The sequence below is a fragment of the Clostridium lacusfryxellense genome (assembly GCF_018861735.1).
In the GTDB taxonomy this organism is placed as follows: domain Bacteria; phylum Bacillota; class Clostridia; order Clostridiales; family Clostridiaceae; genus Clostridium_AD; species Clostridium_AD lacusfryxellense.
Genome location: NZ_JAHLEB010000019.1, coordinates 1 through 19222, shown reverse-complemented (window position 1 = coordinate 19222; position 19222 = coordinate 1). Strand labels below are relative to the sequence as shown.

Annotated in this window: 18 protein-coding genes; 3 read left to right on the top strand and 15 right to left on the bottom strand. The window is 30.8% G+C overall.

Annotation, left to right across the window (positions count from 1 at the left end):
* Nucleotides 1-35: 35 nt before the first annotated feature.
* Together KPL55_RS12355 and KPL55_RS12350 are read right to left on the bottom strand one after the other, a co-directional pair.
* Entirely contained in the window at nt 36-1421 is a 1386-nt protein-coding gene (locus KPL55_RS12355) for a HAMP domain-containing sensor histidine kinase (RefSeq protein WP_216307039.1), read from the bottom strand.
* Nucleotides 1422-1425: 4 nt separating this feature from the next.
* On the bottom strand, nt 1426-2115 hold the full coding sequence (locus KPL55_RS12350; RefSeq protein WP_216307038.1) for a response regulator transcription factor: 690 nt from the start codon (nt 2113-2115) through the stop codon (nt 1426-1428).
* Between the two features lie 243 nt (nt 2116-2358).
* Between KPL55_RS12350 and KPL55_RS12345 the strand changes: the two genes are divergently transcribed.
* The gene (locus KPL55_RS12345; protein WP_216307037.1) at nt 2359-2556 is read left to right on the top strand and encodes a hypothetical protein; all 198 of its coding nucleotides are present in this window, start codon (nt 2359-2361) and stop codon (nt 2554-2556) included.
* Nucleotides 2557-2601: 45 nt separating this feature from the next.
* On the opposite strand, the gene KPL55_RS12340 is transcribed toward KPL55_RS12345, so the two are convergent.
* The 13 genes from KPL55_RS12340 to KPL55_RS12285 all read right to left on the bottom strand — a co-directional run bounded on the left by KPL55_RS12340 (nt 2602) and on the right by KPL55_RS12285 (nt 17752).
* The gene (locus KPL55_RS12340) at nt 2602-3447 is read right to left on the bottom strand and encodes a MurR/RpiR family transcriptional regulator (protein WP_216307036.1); all 846 of its coding nucleotides are present in this window, start codon (nt 3445-3447) and stop codon (nt 2602-2604) included.
* A 69-nt stretch (nt 3448-3516) separates the two neighbouring features.
* Nucleotides 3517-4878 carry a PTS transporter subunit EIIC gene (locus tag KPL55_RS12335; RefSeq protein WP_216307035.1) on the bottom strand — a complete coding sequence of 454 codons (1362 nt, stop codon included), beginning with the start codon at nt 4876-4878 and terminating at the stop codon, nt 3517-3519.
* A gap of 17 nt (nt 4879-4895) precedes the next feature.
* Entirely contained in the window at nt 4896-5801 is a 906-nt protein-coding gene (murQ, locus tag KPL55_RS12330; RefSeq protein ID WP_216307034.1) for an N-acetylmuramic acid 6-phosphate etherase, read from the bottom strand.
* 130 nt (nt 5802-5931) lie between these two features.
* Nucleotides 5932-6225 (bottom strand): HNH endonuclease, encoded by a 294-nt coding sequence (locus KPL55_RS12325; RefSeq protein WP_216307033.1) that lies wholly within the window; start codon nt 6223-6225, stop codon nt 5932-5934.
* A 163-nt stretch (nt 6226-6388) separates the two neighbouring features.
* Nucleotides 6389-7960, bottom strand: a complete 1572-nt coding sequence (locus KPL55_RS12320; RefSeq protein ID WP_216307032.1) for an ABC transporter permease/substrate-binding protein — start codon at nt 7958-7960, stop codon at nt 6389-6391.
* Complete coding sequence (locus KPL55_RS12315; protein ID WP_216307031.1) at nt 7953-9098, bottom strand: ABC transporter ATP-binding protein; 1146 nt, start codon at nt 9096-9098, stop codon at nt 7953-7955. The genes KPL55_RS12320 and KPL55_RS12315 overlap by 8 nt, the downstream gene beginning before the upstream one ends.
* A gap of 97 nt (nt 9099-9195) precedes the next feature.
* Nucleotides 9196-10944 (bottom strand): GGDEF domain-containing protein, encoded by a 1749-nt coding sequence (locus KPL55_RS12310; RefSeq protein ID WP_216307030.1) that lies wholly within the window; start codon nt 10942-10944, stop codon nt 9196-9198.
* 143 nt (nt 10945-11087) lie between these two features.
* On the bottom strand, nt 11088-12449 hold the full coding sequence (gene pbfA, locus KPL55_RS12305) for a (R)-1-hydroxy-2-aminoethylphosphonate ammonia-lyase (protein WP_216307029.1): 1362 nt from the start codon (nt 12447-12449) through the stop codon (nt 11088-11090).
* The gene (gene phnX, locus KPL55_RS12300) at nt 12439-13254 is read right to left on the bottom strand and encodes a phosphonoacetaldehyde hydrolase (protein ID WP_216307028.1); all 816 of its coding nucleotides are present in this window, start codon (nt 13252-13254) and stop codon (nt 12439-12441) included. The genes pbfA and phnX overlap by 11 nt, the downstream gene beginning before the upstream one ends.
* Nucleotides 13247-14344, bottom strand: a complete 1098-nt coding sequence (gene phnW, locus KPL55_RS12295; RefSeq protein WP_216307027.1) for a 2-aminoethylphosphonate--pyruvate transaminase — start codon at nt 14342-14344, stop codon at nt 13247-13249. Before phnW ends, phnX begins: the two co-directional genes overlap by 8 nt.
* Before the next feature lie 22 nt (nt 14345-14366).
* Nucleotides 14367-15353, bottom strand: a complete 987-nt coding sequence (locus tag KPL55_RS25990) for an extracellular solute-binding protein (RefSeq protein ID WP_246599446.1) — start codon at nt 15351-15353, stop codon at nt 14367-14369.
* A gap of 28 nt (nt 15354-15381) precedes the next feature.
* The gene (locus KPL55_RS25985; protein WP_246599445.1) at nt 15382-17007 is read right to left on the bottom strand and encodes an ABC transporter permease subunit; all 1626 of its coding nucleotides are present in this window, start codon (nt 17005-17007) and stop codon (nt 15382-15384) included.
* A complete protein-coding gene (locus KPL55_RS12285; RefSeq protein ID WP_216307026.1) occupies nt 17000-17752 on the bottom strand; it encodes an ABC transporter ATP-binding protein in 753 nt (250 codons plus the stop codon). The genes KPL55_RS25985 and KPL55_RS12285 overlap by 8 nt, the downstream gene beginning before the upstream one ends.
* 259 nt (nt 17753-18011) lie before the next feature.
* On the opposite strand from KPL55_RS12285, the gene KPL55_RS12280 reads away from it, so the two are divergent.
* Nucleotides 18012-18776: a DeoR/GlpR family DNA-binding transcription regulator gene (locus tag KPL55_RS12280; protein WP_216307025.1), complete on the top strand. Its 765-nt coding sequence runs from the start codon at nt 18012-18014 to the stop codon at nt 18774-18776.
* Nucleotides 18777-18952: 176 nt separating this feature from the next.
* On the top strand, nt 18953-19108 hold the full coding sequence (locus KPL55_RS12275) for a hypothetical protein (protein ID WP_216307024.1): 156 nt from the start codon (nt 18953-18955) through the stop codon (nt 19106-19108).
* Nucleotides 19109-19222 lie beyond the last annotated feature (114 nt).

Genomic DNA, 19222 nt, shown 5'->3' with positions numbered 1-19222 from the left:
GTCACCTCTTATATATATTTACGCTTTATTGTTTTTCATGTCAAAGGTAATAATATTTTAACATTTGTACCTGCACCGTATTCACTTGTTATCTCAAGTTTACCATTATGCATTTCTATAATTTCTTTGCACAGAGAAAGCCCTATTCCATTTTGTGACATACTTGTTCTCCCTTTGAAAAATTTCTCTGTGACTTTAGGCAAATCATCCGGTGAAATTCCTATTCCATTATCCTTTACAATAATGCAAATATCATTACCAGCAATGAATGCCTGGAGTGTTACATTTCCGCCTTCTTTTGTAAAATTAAAGGCATTGTCTAAAATGTTAATAATAACTTGATTTACTCTTTTTTCATCCGCAAAAACCGGAGATAAATCCTCTTGTATTTTGCAAGTAAAATTAATATTGTGACGTATTGATTTTGGCATAAATTGTTTTTCTATATAGGCTATAATAGTTTGAATATTTACATATTCTTTTTTAAGTGGTGCTTTTCCAGATATGAATTTAGAAAAATCTAGTAGTTCTTCCACCATTCCTGTAAGTCTATCACTTTCCTTTTCTATGATGGTAAGTCCAACTAAAATTTCTTCCTTGTCTTCTAAACTACCAGATCTAATAGTTGATGCCCACCCTTTTATTGATGTCAGTGGAGTTCTAAGTTCATGTGAAACGGATGCTATAAATTCATTTTTTAATTTTTGACTTTTTTGAATTTCTTTTGCCATAAAATTAAATGTATCAGATAGTTCACCAATTTCATCATTTCTTCTTTTTTGAAGTCTTTCATTAAAATTCCCAGAAGCAAATTTTTTAGCAAGGCTTGTTACTTCCTCTAAAGGTTCCACAATAGTATTAGCGATAAAAATACTAGAAACACCTGAAATCAAAATTACAAGAGCTCCAACTCCTAATAAAAGAAATATTATCTTATGAATAACATCATCTACCTCAGTTAAAGGAGTAACAAACCGCAGTACACCCTCGATTTTATTAGAAGATTTTAAAGGGTAAGAAACGTACATAAAATTTTCTTTTGTATCCTTATCTTTCTTAATATAAGTTCCCAGTTCCCCTTGTAATGCTTTTTCTACATCATCGTCTTTAATAGGTTTCACTATGAAATTACCAACAGAATCCATTAGCATCATTCCTGAGTTATCAATAATTTGGACCTCAGCTGTGGTGTTTTTCCAAAAAACATCTGCATTATTCTCAACATTTTCCTTTAAGCTAGATGAAGAAAAGTAGCTATTATAAAAGTCAACAGACCCCTTAATTTGTTTCGTAAGCAAAGACTCGGTGTTTTTGTAGTAATATTTTTCTATAGAAACTGTAAGAAAAACTTCTAAGGTTATTACAGTAAAAACAATCACTAATAGATAACTCCAAACAAGTCTGGCTTTTATTCCTCTCAAAATATCACCTCTTTTTCCATCTATATCCGAACCCCCATACCGTTTCTATATATTTTGGTTTAGAGGGAGTATCTTCAATTTTTTCTCTAAGACGTCGTATATTAACATCTACAATTTTAGAGTCGCCAAAATAATCATAATTCCATACTAAGTTTAATAAATCATCTCTACTAAAAGCTTTTTCCTCGTTTTCCATAAAGGTCTTCAAAAGCAAATATTCTTTAGGCGTTAAATCTAGAAGTTGCTGATCTTTATATACCTTCATTGAAAGAATATCTATAGTAAAGCACCCAGAAATTAATTGCTCAAGATTTTTAGATTCATTATTATTCATTCTCCTAAGTAGAGAATTTGCTCTGGCAATAAGTTCTAAAGGATTAAATGGTTTCACCATGTAATCATCAGCACCATACTCAAGGCCCATGATTTTATCCATATCCTGTCCTCTAGCTGTAAGCATAATAATCCCCAGATTGGGAAAATCTTTTCGTAAGATTTCACAGGTTTTATATCCATCCATACCAGGAAGCGTTATATCTAAAATTATTAACTCTGGGCTCTCCTTGTTTACTTTTTCTAAACCTTCTTCTCCAGATACAGCTTCAAATACTAAAAAGTCATTTCTTTGGAAGTTAATTTTAATAAACCCTCTAATAGATTCCTCATCTTCTATAATGAGCACTCTTTTTTTCATAATCTCACCTCATGTATTGCAATCAATATTTAACACATTCTACTTTCCATAATATCCGATATGATTATAACATAATAAGACTATCAATTATTGTATCTAGTAATATTGTAACTATTTTGTAATACTTTTTCACACTTAGTAAAAGGGTTGAAAAGCTATTATGTATTGAAATTGTAATACTTCTGTAATTTCTTAAATGAAAATATGCAGTATTATAAATGTATAGAAGTTTAGGAGGGCGAAATGTTTAAAATAATTTTTGGAATCAATACTCTAATCCTAATTACCGCATTAATATTTTGGTTTATTGGCATAAGGTGTTTTAAAAATGATAAATACGATAATAAAGGTATTAAATATATACTATTGGGCACCAACATTACAGGTATATGTATTATTTTAATCAGCATACTTTTCTTACCAGTTTTCTTAGCAATATAAAAACATAAAAAATAGAGCCAGAAGATAAATATATATCTGCTGACCCTAAATATAAAGTTCCTTAACTGCCTTTCTTGTTTCAATTAGTTGTTCTTCTACTTCTTTTATATTATTTCTAGCCATTCCTATAAATAACATATCTATTATTGCTAGTTGTGATATTCTCGAGCTAATTGCACCTTCCCTTAAGGATTTTTCTACTGCTGGCACACGTAACACCACATCTGCGAGATCAGCTATTTTATTATTTATGCTAGCCTTAGTTATCGCTATTACTGGTATTTTCCTTTTTATTGCATTTTCAATGCATCTAATAACTTCATTTGTTTCACCCGAGTATGATATTGCTATGGCTACATCCCCTGGCTGCATTAATACAGATGATGTTATCTGCAAATGGGTATCTATATGTGATATACATCTCTTATTTATTCTACTTAACTTATAATAAAAATCCTGCCCTACTAAAGCTGATACTCCAACGCTATAGATATATATATCTTTTGCATTTATTAGTAGTTCTATTGCTTTATCAAGCTCTTCTTCTTCTAACAAGTTAACTGTCTGCTCCATGATAGAATCTATTGAATTCTTTATTGAATATATTATATTTCTCGTTCCTAAATCTCTATCTAAATATTGAAACTCAGTAGCTTGATCCATCTTATCTAAACTTATAGATAACTTAAGCTTCATTTCATTTAAGCTATTAAACCCTATTTTCTTAGCAAATCTAACAACTGTGGGAGCCGATGTTTTAGTAATACTTGCGAGCTTCTTAGCTGACATTGTTATAATGCTTTCCTTAGTTTCTAATAAATAATCTGCTATTAATTTTTCACTATCTGTAAAGCTATCATAATTTTGTTTTATATACTGTAATACATCCATAATCGCTCACCCTTTTATTCTCAATTATTAAAAAGACCCTTGCGGGTCTTTCTACACTCTTTAAAATTATTAATCCACTGGATCCTCGAAACCTAACATACTAGTAAAGAAATATCCACATGCATATGAAACCAATACGCCTATTAGGAATACTCCCATTTTACCATTTGCAATTAATAATGCAAGAGGTAATCCTGATACACCTATTGCAACTGCGCCAACCTTAAACATTGCCATAACCGCTCCACCTACTGCCGCTCCAAGGCAAGCTCCAAGAAATGGTTTTCCAAGTGGTAATGTTACTCCATATATTAAAGGTTCTCCTATTCCTAAAAATCCTGGTACTAATCCATTTTTAGCTACTTTCTTAAGTCGCTCGTTTTTTGTTTTTTTAAGAACTGCTATAGTAGCGCCTACCTGCGCCATTCCAGCTGTTGCTAGTATTGGAAGTAATACTGTAAATCCTACATTAGCTATTAAATCTGCATGGATTGGAGTTAAGGCCTGATGCATACCTGTCATAACAAGAGGTAAGAAAAATGCTCCTGATAAAGCTCCTGAAATAACTGATACTACTATATTATTTGATGCTATAGTTTGAGCAACTACTACTCCTATACTATCAGAAATAAATCCACCTGCTGGTTGAAGTATAAATAATGCTGCTAAAACTGAAATTGTAAGTGTAGCTAGTGGTGTAACAAATAAATCTAAAACATCCGGTACAAATTTTCTACAAGTTTTTTCAATATAGCAAGCTAAAACCACAACTATTATTACCGAAATGATTCCTCCACGTCCTGGAGTTAATGGATTTCCAAAAAGTGTTATTTTTTCAAGGGCTGGTGATGATAAAATACCACCTAATACTCCGCCCATCATTGGCATTTGTGAACCGAATTCCTTAGCTGCATTTACACCAACTAAAATTGATAATATAGAGAATACTCCACCACCTATAAGACCTATTATTTTAGCTGCTGTTGTTGCCTTATATACATCTCCAAAATACACTCCTGATATGTTATTCACTGCAAGGACTAATCCACAAGCTACGAATAATGGTATTAATGGAATAAATATGTTTCCTAAACTTTTAAGTACATTTTTAAATTTAGTATCATTTTTTTGTTTTAATTTACTTTTAGTTTCTGCTACTGCATCTTCGCCTATTAGTACATTTTTGCCCAGAATTTTATTTACTTCCTCTGTTACCTTATTTACCTTTCCAGGTCCATAAATCACTTGTAACTGTCCATCGGCCTCAACAACTCCAAGTGCTCCTTCTGATTTCTTTATTTCTGCTATTTTTGCCTTTGAGAAATCTTTAAGTTCTAATCTGCAACGAGTCATGCAATTTACAGCAGACTTTATATTACTTTTCCCTCCAACGAGCTCTACCAAATTTTCAGCAATTTCTTTATTTAACATAATATATTCCCCCTTTTCTATTTATCCTTTAATGCCTCTGCTATATATCCTCTATTATGATCTAATCTAATTTTTGCATCTTCTTTATTAAGCTTTGATAATATCATGAATATTGCTAGCTTAACATCAAAATCTGTTATATTTAATGCCTTTGTTGCTTCTTCAATCTCGATTCCTGTTGCCTGACATACTATTAACTTAGCTCGTTCAATTAATTTTTCGTTAGTTGATTTTACATCTACCATAAGGTTGCCATATACTTTACCGAGCTTTATCATAACTCCTGTTGATAACATGTTTAACACTAGTTTTTGAGCTGTTCCTGATTTAAGTCTTGTAGATCCTGTAACAACCTCAGCTCCAACTACTGGTGCTATTGATATTTTTGCAGCCTTTGAAACCTCTGAATTAGCATTACAAGTAACTGATATTGTTAATGCTCCTATTTCATTTGCATACTCTAGTCCCCCTATAACATATGGGGTTCTACCTGATGCTGCAAGTCCTACTATAGTATCATTTTTCGATATACATTTGTCTTTTAAATCGCGTACTGCAAGCTCTTTAGAATCCTCAGCTCCTTCTAGAGCTCTAAAAATTGCTTCCTTGCCTCCTGCTATAATCCCTTGTACAAGTTCTTCTGGTGTTCCAAATGTAGGTGGACATTCCGAAGCGTCTAAAATTCCAAGTCTTCCTGAAGTTCCTGCACCTATATAAATTAATCTGCCTCCCTTTTGCATTCTTAAAGTTATGTTATCTATAGCTTCTGCTATTTTAGGAAGTTCTTTTTCCACAGCCTGCGCTACCTTTTTATCTTCATTATTTATCATTTTTACCATTTCTAAAGTTGAAACTGAATCTATGTCCATGGTATTTTCATTTCTACTTTCTGTTGTTAATTTCTTTAAATTTAATTTATCCATATTTCCTCCAGTATTAATCGGTATTTTTTTCTTTTGAAAACGTTTCATCTTCTTCATATTAACATTTTTGAAATGATATTTCAAGTATTTTTACAAAATATTTTATTTTGTTTCAAACTAATTTATCCGCCTATCTTCTTTTAGATTTAATCTCTAGAGATTTAGATATTTTGACTTTTTTACTAGCAGGTTGTTTTTTAATAAATTTAATGTATTTATTAATTTTACTATCTACCTTTAATTTTTCTATTGTATTAAGCCTTACAGATAATTCTTTATTTATATACAATGCATGTATTTGTCTATGACATGCTTCACATAAAAGTACAATGTTATCCACTGTTCCGCCTTCTTCTTTTGGCAGAAGATGATGTTTCGTTAACTGTGTTCCTTCCCTTTCACACAATGCACACTTTCCATTCATTATTACTCACTACCTCATATGTTTTTTATTTACTTGTTTTTATATTTATATAATTATTATTTGTTAAACTAAATACTTTATACAAATCTACAATAACGCCTTATTTTATTATAAAAAAATAGAACCAGCAGATAAATAAATATCCGCTGGCTCTTGTCTTTTTTTATTTAATTAAGTTCTTAGACCTTAAAAACTCTTCAGCAACATCTCTCGATTGTTCTCCTTTATCTACTCTATAGTTTAGATCTCGAATAGAGTCATCTGTAAGAGAATTATCAAGAAGTGCTAATACTTCCCTAAGTTCTGGATATTTCTTAAGTGTTTCCGCTCTTATCAAAGGAACTGCATGGTAAGGAGGGAAAAATTGTTTATCATCTTTTAAAAGTTTAAGATCGAATTTTTTGAGTAACCCATCAGTTGTAAATGCATCAACAACCTGTGTTTCATCTTTTTCAAGTGAAGTATATCTAAGTCCACCATCTACGCCTTTTACGCTTTTAAAATTAAGGCCATATGCCTTTTTAAGTCCTAGAAATCCATCTGGTCTATTAGCAAATTCCATGGTAAATCCACCATTTAAAGTAGGACTTATTTTTGCTAAATCAGAAATAGTCTCTAAATTATGTTTTTTAGCAAAATCTTTTTTCACTCCTATAACATAACCATTATTGAATCCCATATCATTCAATACTTCTATATTATCTCTAGCTAAAAGATCCTTTTTTATCTTATTATAAACTTTATCTGTATCTGTAAGCCCGGGTTGTTTTAGTATATTTACAAGAACTGTGCCAGTATATTCTACATACATATCTACATCTCCAGATTGCATAGCACTATACACTACATTAGTTCCACCTAAATTGAGTTTTCTCTCAACTTTAAGGTCTGTTTTTTCTTCTATTAGTGATGCAAGCATATCTCCAAGTATTAATTGTTCATTAAAGTTTTTAGATCCTATAGTTATTGAAGTTTTATTTCCAAAAAAGCTTATACCTACTGAGGATAAAATAACTACAAGAACTACTACTGAAGTCCATATTTTAAATTTTTTACTTCCAAAAATCGTTTTATTTTTAGTGTTTTTATTAACATGAGTATCTTTTATCCCCTCAGGAACTACTATATTTTCTACTTTACCTATAATAAAGTCAAGGAATATAGCAAGAACGCAAGCAGGAATAGCCCCTGCTAAAATCATATTATTGTTAACAGTTTGGACACCTGAGAATACAAGATATCCTAGTCCTCCAGCTCCTATAAATGCAGCTATAGTCATAAGTCCTACTGCTGTAACTGAAGATATTCTAATACCTGACATAATGATTGGCATAGCTAGCGGGAAACGTACTTTAAGTAAAACTTGAGTATTGGTAAGTCCCATACCATCCGCAGCTTCAATTAGTGCAGGATTTATATTAGTGAGTCCCGTAAATGTATTTTTTACTATTGGTAGGAGTGAATACATAACTACCATAATAATTGCTGGTTTACTTCCAATTCCAAGTAATGGTATTAAGAATCCAAGTAATGCAAGACTTGGAACTGATTGTACAACATTTGCAAATCCAATAACTGGTGTTGAAAGTTTTCTAAACCTAACTATAAGTATTCCAAGTGGGATAGCAATTGCTATAGCAATCACAATCGCAAATATTGTAAGCTGTATATGTTCCATAAATCTAGTTAATATTTCATCTTTTCGTTCAATTACAAAATTCATAAAACTATTCATTAACATCTACCTCCATATCTATAAACTGGTCACTTAATATAGATAAAAGGCTCGACTTTGTGAGGAGTCCTGACAGTTTATTTTCATCATCTAATACTGGTACAAAATTTATATCTTCTTTCTTTATAACTTCTAATATATCAATAATTGAGTCCTCTTGATTAACTGTTATAAGTTCCTTTTTCATTATATCTTTTATCTTTATAGTTTTATCTGGATTTCCCCTAAGAGTTGTCCTAATATGTTTTAGAGTAATAAGTCCACATAAAATATTTGCTTTATCTACTATAAGTAAACTATCAACATTTTTAGATTTCATTATTTCAATTGCTTGAAGAATTGTTCGCTCTCCAACTGATTTAACAGGAGTTGCTATCATAATATCTTTTGCTTTAATGAGTTCTGGCTGATTCCATATTCTGTTTTTACCTACAAAATCACGTACAAAGTCATTAATAGGATTTTTTAATATTTCCTCTGGAGTATCAAACTGAACCACATCTCCACCATTCATAATACAGATCTTATCCGCGAGTTTTAATGCCTCATCCATATCATGAGTTACAAATATTATAGTTTTCTTAACATTTTGTTGAATATTAAATATCTCATCTTGTAGTTGAGTTTTGGTTATAGGGTCAAGTGCACTAAAAGGCTCGTCCATAAGTATTACATCTGGATCCATTACAAGAGCCCTAGCAACACCTACTCTTTGTTGCTCTCCACCACTTAACTGATTAGGGTATTTATCTGTATATATCTCAGGATCAAGACCTACTAAATTTAATAATTCAATTACTTTAGCAGCTAGTATATCCTTTGGCATCTTTTCAATAGATGGAATTAATCCAATATTGTCTCCTATAGTTAAATGAGGAAGAAGGCCTGCTTGTTGTATAACGTAACCCATATTACGTCTTAGCTTTATAGTGTTTTTATCTGCAAGTTGCATACCATCAATTAGTATTTCTCCTGTTGATGGAGTTATTAATTTATTAATCATTTTAAGAGTTGTAGTTTTTCCACAACCACTAGGTCCAATGAAAACAACTAGTTCCTTATCTTGCACCGTAATGTTAATGTCTTTTAATATCTTTCTACCGTTAAAACTTTTGCTTACATTTTTAAATTCAATCAAATTATAATCCTCCTAATGTTTTTCAAGTAACAACCTGTATTATATCATAAAGTTGTTACTTTGTAAAATATGTAGGAATAGCTCTGTAAATCAATTATCATATTAAAAAACAACTTTTCATTATCTTTTTTGATTCTACTTTACACTTTTTCTTGATTTTCGCTGCGTCTTCAGTTAATTCATATATACTTGTATAGGACTTATCTTTGTCCATAACTACTGCTATCGATAAACTCATTATTGGATAATTTTCTTCATTATTATTTCTGTTAAATGATTGTATATATCCGTTTTTCTTATCTTCTTCATTATAGAAATTTGATATATTATCATCAAATTCATTTATTATATCTTGGCACAGATTACTTGCGTCATGTCCTTGAATTATTGCAACAAAATCATCTCCACCAATATGCCCTAAAAAACTGTTCTTATAGAGACAAGTATGTTTCTGAATAACACTTGCTGTAAATGATAAAATTCTATCTCCGTTCTCAAATCCATATGTATCATTAAAAGGTTTAAAATCATTTAGATCAAAATATAATAGAGTAAATTTCTTATCACCTAAAATTAATTTAGATATTGAATCTTCTATAACTACATTTCCTGGTAATCCTGTTAAAGGATTGGAATATTTCGCTACATTAACCTCAAACTCCATTGTTTTTTCAAGTAATGAAATTACAGGAACAATTCCATAATATCTACTATCCTTTTCTACGATTATATAATCGTATAACTTATCCTCTTCCCTTGAAATAACGATTTTAGATACTTTATCCATTGGAGTATAATAATCAACAATGAGTGGATTTGAATCCATAATTAGATGTATCGGTCTCTTCATATATATGGACCATCCGTATTGAGTTCCAACCTTAGAGTAAAAATTCGAATGCATAACTATACCAAGTATTAAATTATTACTACTAACTATTGGCATTCCTTTTATATTCGGGTTACTCTTAAATAGTTTGTCTAATTCACTACATGTTGTTGTTGGTAGCACTGAATAATCTTGCCTTGCAATTACTCCAATTTCAACATTTGAACTTGAACTAAATCTATATTTTTTAAGGCTTGTATTTTTATCAACAATTCTTTTTTTTATTATTTCAGGTGTTTCTAATAAGTCCGCTGCTGGCTTATTTATTAGAAATCCTTGCCCATAATGAACTCCTATTTCAATTAGAGTATAAAGATCACTGACCTCTTCAATTCCTTCAGCAATAATCTTAGTGTTGGTAGTATTGGCAAATTCAACAAATGATTTAATTATTGCTTTTTTGAAACTATCCCTAGTTACATTTGTTATCAAACTCATATCCATTTTGATATAATTGGGTCTTGTCTTTGCAATTGTTGTAAGTCCAGAATAACCTGTACCTACATCATCTATAGCTATCTTATATCCTTGACTCTTGTAATAATTTATTACTTCATTAAAATTTTTATAACTATCAATTGAAGTTTTTTCAGTAATTTCAAATATAAGGGACATAGGGCTAATATTATGCTCCGTTAATATTTCTTTAGTAAATCCTTTAATAAAATGTTCATCTTTTAAAACAGCAGGATCTATATTTACAAACAGGAGTTTATCAGAAATAAACTTGCTATATGCCTTTATTGCATTTGATCTACATAAAATTTCTAAATCCCAAAGCAGGTCATGGGTTTTGGCGTCATCAAAAAGAATTTCCGGGTTAATATATTTACTATCAACAGGCCCTCTTGTTAATGCCTCGTAGCCAATAACATCCCCCGTTTGTAATGAAACTATTGGTTGAAAAACACTTCTTAAATTATTATTGCTAATAATTCTTCTTAACTCATCAGACATATAGACATCCCCCTAATAATGTATTATCTATATACATAATATAACCAATTCGTTAATATTGTATTAACATTGTGTTAAGTTTTCTGTATGTTTACATTAAAAAACATCCGATTATCGGATGCTTTTTAATGTAAACATGAATTTTATATATTTAAGCTTAAATTAATGGCCTTCTCAAAAATATTAAAAGCTATATCAATCTCGTTCTTCGTGACTATTAGAGGTGGATGCCAAGTTATACAATTTCCTGCTGATACCTTAAAAGATAAGCCCAGTTGGAGCGATTTATATAACAACTTTTCTGCAAGTTCTTCATATTTTTCCTTTGATTCTCTATTTTTCACAAATTCAAACGTAATTAATAAACCACAAATTCGAACTTCTCCTATGCACTCATGAGTATTATATAGCGAATTCGCCTTATCTCTCACATACTTTGATATTTGATTGCAATTCTCTAGAAGATTGTTTTCATCAATAAAATCTATAGTAGCGCAAATGGCTGCACATCCTACTGCTGGTTTTTCATGAGTATAATGTCCTAAAGAGATATCCCCCGCACTATCATACTTTGATTTTACAAGTACAGCAGCTTGAGGTATTATTCCTCCGCCAAGCCCCTTTCCGAGGACAAGAATATCAGGTTCTACATCAAAATTTTGATGCACGTAAAATGTTCCACTTCTCCCAAGTGCCGTTGGAATTTCATCAAAGATTAACATTATGCCATAATTATCACATAATGCCCTAAGCTGCTTAAAATAACTTTTAGGGGGTATATGCGTATCGGTAGCTCTAATTGGTTCTAATAATATTGCTCCTATATCCCCTTCATTCTTTATTATGTATTCAATATAGTCAAAGCAAAACTTAGCAATATCTTTGCTACCCGTATTTCCAATAAGATTTCTATATCCATTATAGGGGATGGCCCTTATACATCCAGGCATAAGTGGACCCATGTCTTTCCTAAAAGCATACTCCCCTCCAACTGAAATAGAGTCAAGTCCTGCTCCATGAAAAGATTCCCACATAGATATAACTTTATGTCTTCCCGTTGAAACTCTTGCAACTTTAAGTGCAATTCCTACAGCTGCAGTTCCAGAGGGGGTGAATAATACCTTATAATCTTTTGAAGTAGTCTTATTTACAAGTGCAGCGGCAGCCCTAATTACAATATCATTAGTATATCTTCTAGGTATGAATGGTAACTCATCCATTTGTTTTTTAACGGCATCTATAACATATTCATTCTTATAACCCACTTGGTGAATACTATTACCATGGAAGTCTAAATATTTTTTCCCAGACATATCCTCTATGTAACACCCCTGGGCATTTACAATTACATTCATACATGGCGTGGACATAGATTGTTTCATAAATACAGATTCATCATCCTCTAAAACATCTTTACTTTTATTATCAAGAGCATTAATCCAGTTTTCTCTATTTAAACTATTATTAACATCACCTTCACGATTTAGACCCACATTATTTTTCATTTGGTCTCTTGCCTTCAGATATTAAGATGTTAATTTTCTTGATTAAATCTGGAAGTTCACTCATAGTTTTTATAGTAAAATTTGCACCAACTTTTAAAAAGCTTTCCTGGGTATTTTTTATTACTTCATTCTTCTCATTCTCATTAAGTGTATTAAATTCGTCATAACTGAGTCCCATCTGTGAACTTCCAACAGCAACTCCTACAGACCAAACTCCTGCATTTATTCCTTCTTTAATATCTGATATTGTATCTCCTACCTTCACCACTTTCCATGAAGCTGATAGATTTAATGCTTCAATATTTCTAAATATCATGTACGGATATGGCCTACCAATAGAATTTGTAGAATCTGGTGTTACACAAAAATCTGGCTCATAACCATTATCTTTAGCTCCATCTTTAACTATACTCATCATATCATCTGTATATCCTGTAGTTGATCCAATTTTGATCCCATTATTTCTTAATATTTCTACCGTGTCTATAACTTCTGGAATTGGATTAGTATACTTACTTAAGGAAGCTATAAGTAGTGGTTTAAACGAACTATACAATTCATCAATATCTTTTTCATTAAACTCTCTATTATATTTTACTTCCCACAATTCCTTTATTCTTTTCATCTCTAAAATAGCCTTTATGTGATCCCTTTTAAGCATTCCCATAGGCTCTCTAGCCTCATCCATAGTTATTTCTATTCCAGATTCTTTAAATATTTTTAAAAATATATTTACTGGTGCAACACATCCAAAATCAACGGTGGTTCCTGCCCAATCAAATATAACTCCTTCTACTCTATTCATATTTACCCCCACTTATATATTCATCAATTATATGACATACTATTTCAATATCCTCTTCATATATTTCACCAATATTACCAATTCTGAAACTATCAACTCTTGTCAACTTACCAGGGTATAGAACAAATCCCCTCTCTTTCACATAATTATAAAAACTGCTAAAATTAAAATTTTCACTTGGAAAAAGAAAAGTAGTTATAATAGGTGATTGAAGTTCTTCATTTATATATGAATTTAAACCCATAGCTGCGAGTTTTCTTCTTAAGAGGTTATTGTTATCTTTATAACGTTTATTTCTGCTAGCTACCCCACCCTCTCCTCGCAGCTCATCTAGAGCCTTTGAAAAAGCAGCAACAACATGTGTTGGAGAAGTATATCTCCACTTTCCATCCTTGTCCATATTTATCCATTGATCATAAAGGTCTAATGATAAACTTTTTGAATTGCCTTTACACTTTGAAATTTTTTCAATTTTAGCTATAATAAATGAAAATCCTGGAACGCCCTGAATACATTTATTTGCGCTACTAATCAAGTAATCTATACCTAGCTCCTCAACATTAATTTGTATTCCACCAAAACTACTCATTGCATCAAGTATAAAAGTTTTATCATATTCTCTGCATAACTTTGCTATATCATCAATTGGATTTATTATCCCTGTTGTAGTTTCTACATGGACCATAGCAACATGAGTTATATCCTTGTCTCTACTTAATATTTCTCTTATTTCATAAGATTTAGGCACAGTATCATATTCTACGCTATAGGTAGTATAGTTAATTCCAATACATTTTGCCATAGTTACAATTCTTTCTCCATAATTTCCATTAGTAATTATTAGACATTTATCTTCTTTGCCAATAGCTGAATGCAGCACTGCCTCAACCCCAAAACTTCCACTACCTTGCATAAGCACTGTTGTGTATAAATTAGGAGAAGCTACTGCTATTTCAAGAAGCTCCGCTCTAATCTTTTGAGTTATTACTTTATATTCATCATCCCAGGTGCACCGGTCAAAGAGCATTTCCTCTTTAACTGTTTTTGTGGTTGTAAGTGGCCCTGGAGTTAACAGTTTATAATTTTCCATAACGATTTTCCCTCCCTATTACTTATTTTGAAGCTTTAAAGAATTCTTGATGTTCCTTAAGTAATTCTACTGTTAATGGCTTTTCAAACTTCTTAGAATTTTCTGGTTTATTTAAATCATCTATAGTTTCACCTTCGTAAAGTGCTACAGGATAATTTTTAATAAGTTCAGGTCTTGCTTTTGTTACTATAACCTTTGCCATTTCCATTGCAAGTTTTGTTGTAGCTGTATCTTCCTTTTTAACAACAGCAATCGATTCTGTAAGTGAATAATTACCCTCTATTGGATCAATATAATCAATAGCTTTTCCAGAAGTTTTATCTGCTACAGCTTGATGTCTAAGACCAAAACCAACAGCGACTTCACCTACCCTGACTTTTTTAATTGGACCTGATCCTGAAGTTTCAATATGTGGTCCACAATTAACAATAAGTTTTTGTAGGACTATTTTACCTTCATTTTCTCCATATTCACTTATAATAGCTTGAATAAGAAGCCACGCTGTTGATGAATTCATTATATTAGGAATTGATACTAAACCTTTATATTCATCTTTAGTTAAATCTTTTATAGATTTTGGCATAACAAGACCCTTCTCTTTTATAACCTTTGTATTAACGAATATTGCACCAGTATTAGCAAGTATTGGTGCACTATAACTTGGATACTTTTCTACTGTTTTAAGATCAAAAGTTAAGTTTTCAAACATATCATTCTTTTTTTGTGCACTGTCTATAAAATAAGAACTCATTGTTACTAAATTAGCCTCAATTTCATCACCCTCAGCCATTAATTTTCCACCAAGTTCAGATGTTCCCTGAGTCTGAAGTACATACTTCCCTTCATATCCTGATGAATTTAAACTTTTTTGTATAGATGCTACAGCCTCCTCATCTGCATTAGTATAAATAACAACCTTTTGGGCACTTTTAGGACTACAACCTATAAGTGTAACTAACATAGAACATACCATTAAAGAAATAGTGAGGATTTTAGATAACTTTTTCATAATAATCTCCTTTTATTTTCATATATTTTTATTTCTGTATAGCTATTTTTTTATTGACTAAAGTACATCCAAGTTTAATAAATAAATTAGTTATAAATATAAGTATTGATAATACAAATACTTTATTAAAATCTTGAAAATGTTGAAGTTCGTTAATTTTGCTTGTCAAAAGCGAAGTTCTTGCAGTAACAAGAAAAATAATAGCGCTAATTGTAACCATAGAATTTATAAAATAATATCCAAACATTTCTACTATAGTTACTTTTGAATTAGGAATAATCACTCGAATTATAGTTTTTACCCAGCTATCGCCCATTAGTTCTCCAGTTGTTTCCCACATAGGATTCATTTTTGATAAGGAGTTCTTAGCCATGAGGTAAGGTGTTGTAAAGAAATGCACTATATTACAAATTATTATTATAGCGAAGGTTCCTTTTAAATCACTTTTATTAAAAAGCATTAGGTATGAAAGTCCAAGAACCATACCTGGTACTGTATTAGTTATCATTGAAAATATGTCCATCGTCAACTTAACGTTTTTATTCATATTGCAGCGTACACTAATTATAGCAGCACTATAACAAGTTATCGTGCCAATTATAGCTGAAGCAATGGCCACTAAAAATGAGTTTTGGTATACATCTAAAATATCACTGGACAAGGCAGTATCTTTAAATAACTTTGAAGTAAAACTCATATCATAAGGGTAGTTTTTAACAAAAGGTGCTATAAACATTACTAAAAATATTAACATAATCCCTACAACTATAGTAATTGATACTATAAAAAAGGAAATATCACGAAACTTATTTTTAATGGATTCTATTTTAGTAAATTTATCATAGTTAAAATTAAACTTCTCAAGGTAATTTAGAAGAAGCACTCCAAAAACTGCGGGTATAAGCATAAGTATAGCTATTGCGGCTCCACCATTAAAATTAGGTATTGATCCTAGCATTACCTCATAAAGCTGGGTCGAAATCACACTATATGTGCCACCTACAGAAGCTGGTATACCAAAATCTGTAAAGCTTAAAATGAAACTTAGTACAAAAGCTCCTCCTAAGGTTCCTATTAAAGGACGAAAGATTGTATTTATAAAACTTCTAAAAAAATTATCACCCATAAGTTTTGATACAATAATAAATTTTTTATCAATGTACTCAAAAGAATTATTTATAAGAAGAAATGCAGAGGGTAGTGTATATATTACATATCCTACTAAAAGCCCATTAAATCCATAGATTTGAAATAACTCTCTCCCAAATAGTTTAGTAAGGAGCCCTTGCTTGCCAAAAGAATAAATTATTGCAAAACCATAAGTTATAGTTGGCAGGAGCATAGGAACTGAAATCCCTATTTTTATCATGTTTTTTATAGGACTGAATATTTTTGTGCAGTTTACTCCGTACGCTAAAGTGAAAGCCAAAGATGTTGTTATTATAGATGTAATCACCGACACCTTAATACTATGGCCTATTGCTATTAAGAACTCTTTGTTATTAATGATAAAATAATAGTTAGAAAATCCTATTCCATTTTCACTTTTAAGTGAATTCATTAGAAGTATAAGTAACGGTGTAAAAAGAAAAGTTACAAATAACAAACCAATCATAATAAAAATAACCTTAGTTTCTATTTTTTTTCTATGCATAGTTATCTCCAAATAAATTATAAATGTTATCTTTTTTTATTTTTAATTGTCGCAATATAAATTCTTCCACAAAATTATTTTTAGGTTCATGTATTACTTCCCACGGTGACCCATATTGTGAAATCTTACCTTTATCAATAATGAGCACCTTATCAGCCATAGTTAAAGCTTCTTCTGGATCATGAGTTACTATAATAGTTGTGAGCTTAAATTCTTTAGTAATAGCCTTGATTTTCTCCTTAATTGTTTCCTTTATGACTCCGTCAAGAGCACTCAGTGGTTCATCTAGAAGTAGTATCTTAGGTTTTATTGCAAGCGTTCTTGCTAAGGCTACTCTTTGTTTCTGTCCACCAGATAACTCATGTATTTTTTTGTATAAATGAGGTTTTAACTCTAAAAAATCTATAAGTTCGTAAAGCTCCTCGCTACTGACTAAATTAGGTTTATTCTTTAGACCGTATATAATGTTTTTATAAGCATTTAGATTTGGAAATAGTGCATAATCTTGAAAAACAATATTAAATCCACGTTCTTTCATTGATACATTACTTATGTCTACATCATTAAATATAATAGAGCCACTATCCATGGTAGTTATTCCTAGGATTATATTAAGTAATGTAGTTTTACCACTCCCACTTGGGCCAAGCATTGAAATAATCTCACCATCTTCTATTTTTAAATTTATTCCATCCAAAATCACTTTACCATCGAACTGCTTTGTTATATTTCTGAGCTCTAGCATTTGGTGCACCTCCAAAATGTTTTTCCTTTAAGTTCTTTGTAACTTTAGTATACAGTCTTAAAGGTTAATCCATATTATGAACAGGTTAAGAATGTGTAAACTTTACTATGTGTTTATTATATCTTCACCATATCTTGACATACTTTGTAGATATCAATGACAATTTCTTTATATATTTATTAACACTTTCTTGTATATTGTCATCATTTATGGTAAATTATTTATATACTAATAAAGAAAACAAAGATAGGGTGATATTATGCTACCAATTGAAAGACAAAATAAATTTTTAGAATTACTTTCAACTAAAGACGTGGTTACAATTTCTGAATTTATTTCTGAATTTGACATATCTATTGAAACAGTTAGGCGCGACTTATCTATTTTAGAAAAGCAGAATAAAATCGAGAAGGTATATGGAGGGGCAAGACTTAAAGACCCAACATTTGGTGAGCCAACTATGGAAAATAGAATGATTAATAAATTACTTCAAAAGGAATCTATTGGCAAGAAATGCAGTGAGTTTATAAATGATGGCGATTGTATATTTATTGACAGCGGTTCAACTACATTTCATATCGCAAAACACATTATAAACAAAAAAAGATTAACAATAATAACTAACTCCATTCCAGTTTTAAACCAACTATTAAATAGTGAACATGAGATTATTATAATTGGTGGAAAGGTACGACACAATGAGAGGTCTATTGTATCTTATGACTATATCTTTAATTTTTCACAACTTAATATCCAAAAGAGTTTTATTTGCGCTGGTGGAATTACAGTCGAAAATGGTATTTCTGATTTTAACATGCAGGAAGCAGTTATAAGAAAGACTATTATAGAAAGATCAAAGGAAGTATTTGTAGCAGCTGACAGTAGAAAATTTGGTAAGGATGTCACAATCAATATAGCTTCGCTTGACAAAATTGATTATATTATAACAGACTCCAATATAACTAAAAGCCATGTAAATAACTTCAATAAATTTAAAGTAAAAATAATTATAGCGCAGGATTAAAATCTTCAGCTATTTTCAATCTATGTTAACTAATTCTAAACAAGTTGATAACACAATCTTTACAATTAACTGATACAATATTTATGATGGGCATATTTATATTAATCTAATATATTATTAGAAAACAAAAGATAAAGTTCAAGATAACTAACTTAAATTAACAAAGGAGGCATATAATGATTACGTGTTTACCCGAAGTAATTTTACTAGAGGTACTTGAAAGAACATGTAAGTATACAATCGATGATGAAGTTATTAAAGAGGCAAAAAATTTATATGATAAAAAGATTGCTGAGAAGTGTAAGAAGAAGCCATTAAAAAAAAGCATCTAAAATTGAACCGACACCTGTCAAGTAGACACGTAAAATAATTAAAAATGTATAAGATGATGCGATCAAATTGTTGGTCGCATTTCTTATGCAGTGTGTTTGTTCTTCTTTGCTTCT

Excerpts from the sequence above, each read along its gene's own strand:
- KPL55_RS12350 (WP_216307038.1), bottom strand. The coding sequence starts at position 2,115 with ATGAAAAAAAGAGTGCTCATTATAGAAGATGAGGAATCTATTAGAGGG.
- KPL55_RS12345 (WP_216307037.1), top strand. The coding sequence starts at position 2,359 with ATGTTTAAAATAATTTTTGGAATCAATACTCTAATCCTAATTACCGCA.
- KPL55_RS12340 (WP_216307036.1), bottom strand. The coding sequence starts at position 3,447 with ATGGATGTATTACAGTATATAAAACAAAATTATGATAGCTTTACAGAT.
- KPL55_RS12335 (WP_216307035.1), bottom strand. The coding sequence starts at position 4,878 with ATGTTAAATAAAGAAATTGCTGAAAATTTGGTAGAGCTCGTTGGAGGG.
- murQ (WP_216307034.1), bottom strand. The coding sequence starts at position 5,801 with ATGGATAAATTAAATTTAAAGAAATTAACAACAGAAAGTAGAAATGAA.
- KPL55_RS12325 (WP_216307033.1), bottom strand. The coding sequence starts at position 6,225 with ATGAATGGAAAGTGTGCATTGTGTGAAAGGGAAGGAACACAGTTAACG.
- KPL55_RS12320 (WP_216307032.1), bottom strand. The coding sequence starts at position 7,960 with ATGAATAGTTTTATGAATTTTGTAATTGAACGAAAAGATGAAATATTA.
- KPL55_RS12310 (WP_216307030.1), bottom strand. The coding sequence starts at position 10,944 with ATGTCTGATGAGTTAAGAAGAATTATTAGCAATAATAATTTAAGAAGT.
- pbfA (WP_216307029.1), bottom strand. The coding sequence starts at position 12,449 with ATGAAAAATAATGTGGGTCTAAATCGTGAAGGTGATGTTAATAATAGT.
- phnX (WP_216307028.1), bottom strand. The coding sequence starts at position 13,254 with ATGAATAGAGTAGAAGGAGTTATATTTGATTGGGCAGGAACCACCGTT.
- phnW (WP_216307027.1), bottom strand. The coding sequence starts at position 14,344 with ATGGAAAATTATAAACTGTTAACTCCAGGGCCACTTACAACCACAAAA.
- KPL55_RS25990 (WP_246599446.1), bottom strand. The coding sequence starts at position 15,353 with ATGAAAAAGTTATCTAAAATCCTCACTATTTCTTTAATGGTATGTTCT.
- KPL55_RS25985 (WP_246599445.1), bottom strand. The coding sequence starts at position 17,007 with ATGCATAGAAAAAAAATAGAAACTAAGGTTATTTTTATTATGATTGGT.
- KPL55_RS12285 (WP_216307026.1), bottom strand. The coding sequence starts at position 17,752 with ATGCTAGAGCTCAGAAATATAACAAAGCAGTTCGATGGTAAAGTGATT.
- KPL55_RS12280 (WP_216307025.1), top strand. The coding sequence starts at position 18,012 with ATGCTACCAATTGAAAGACAAAATAAATTTTTAGAATTACTTTCAACT.
- KPL55_RS12275 (WP_216307024.1), top strand. The coding sequence starts at position 18,953 with ATGATTACGTGTTTACCCGAAGTAATTTTACTAGAGGTACTTGAAAGA.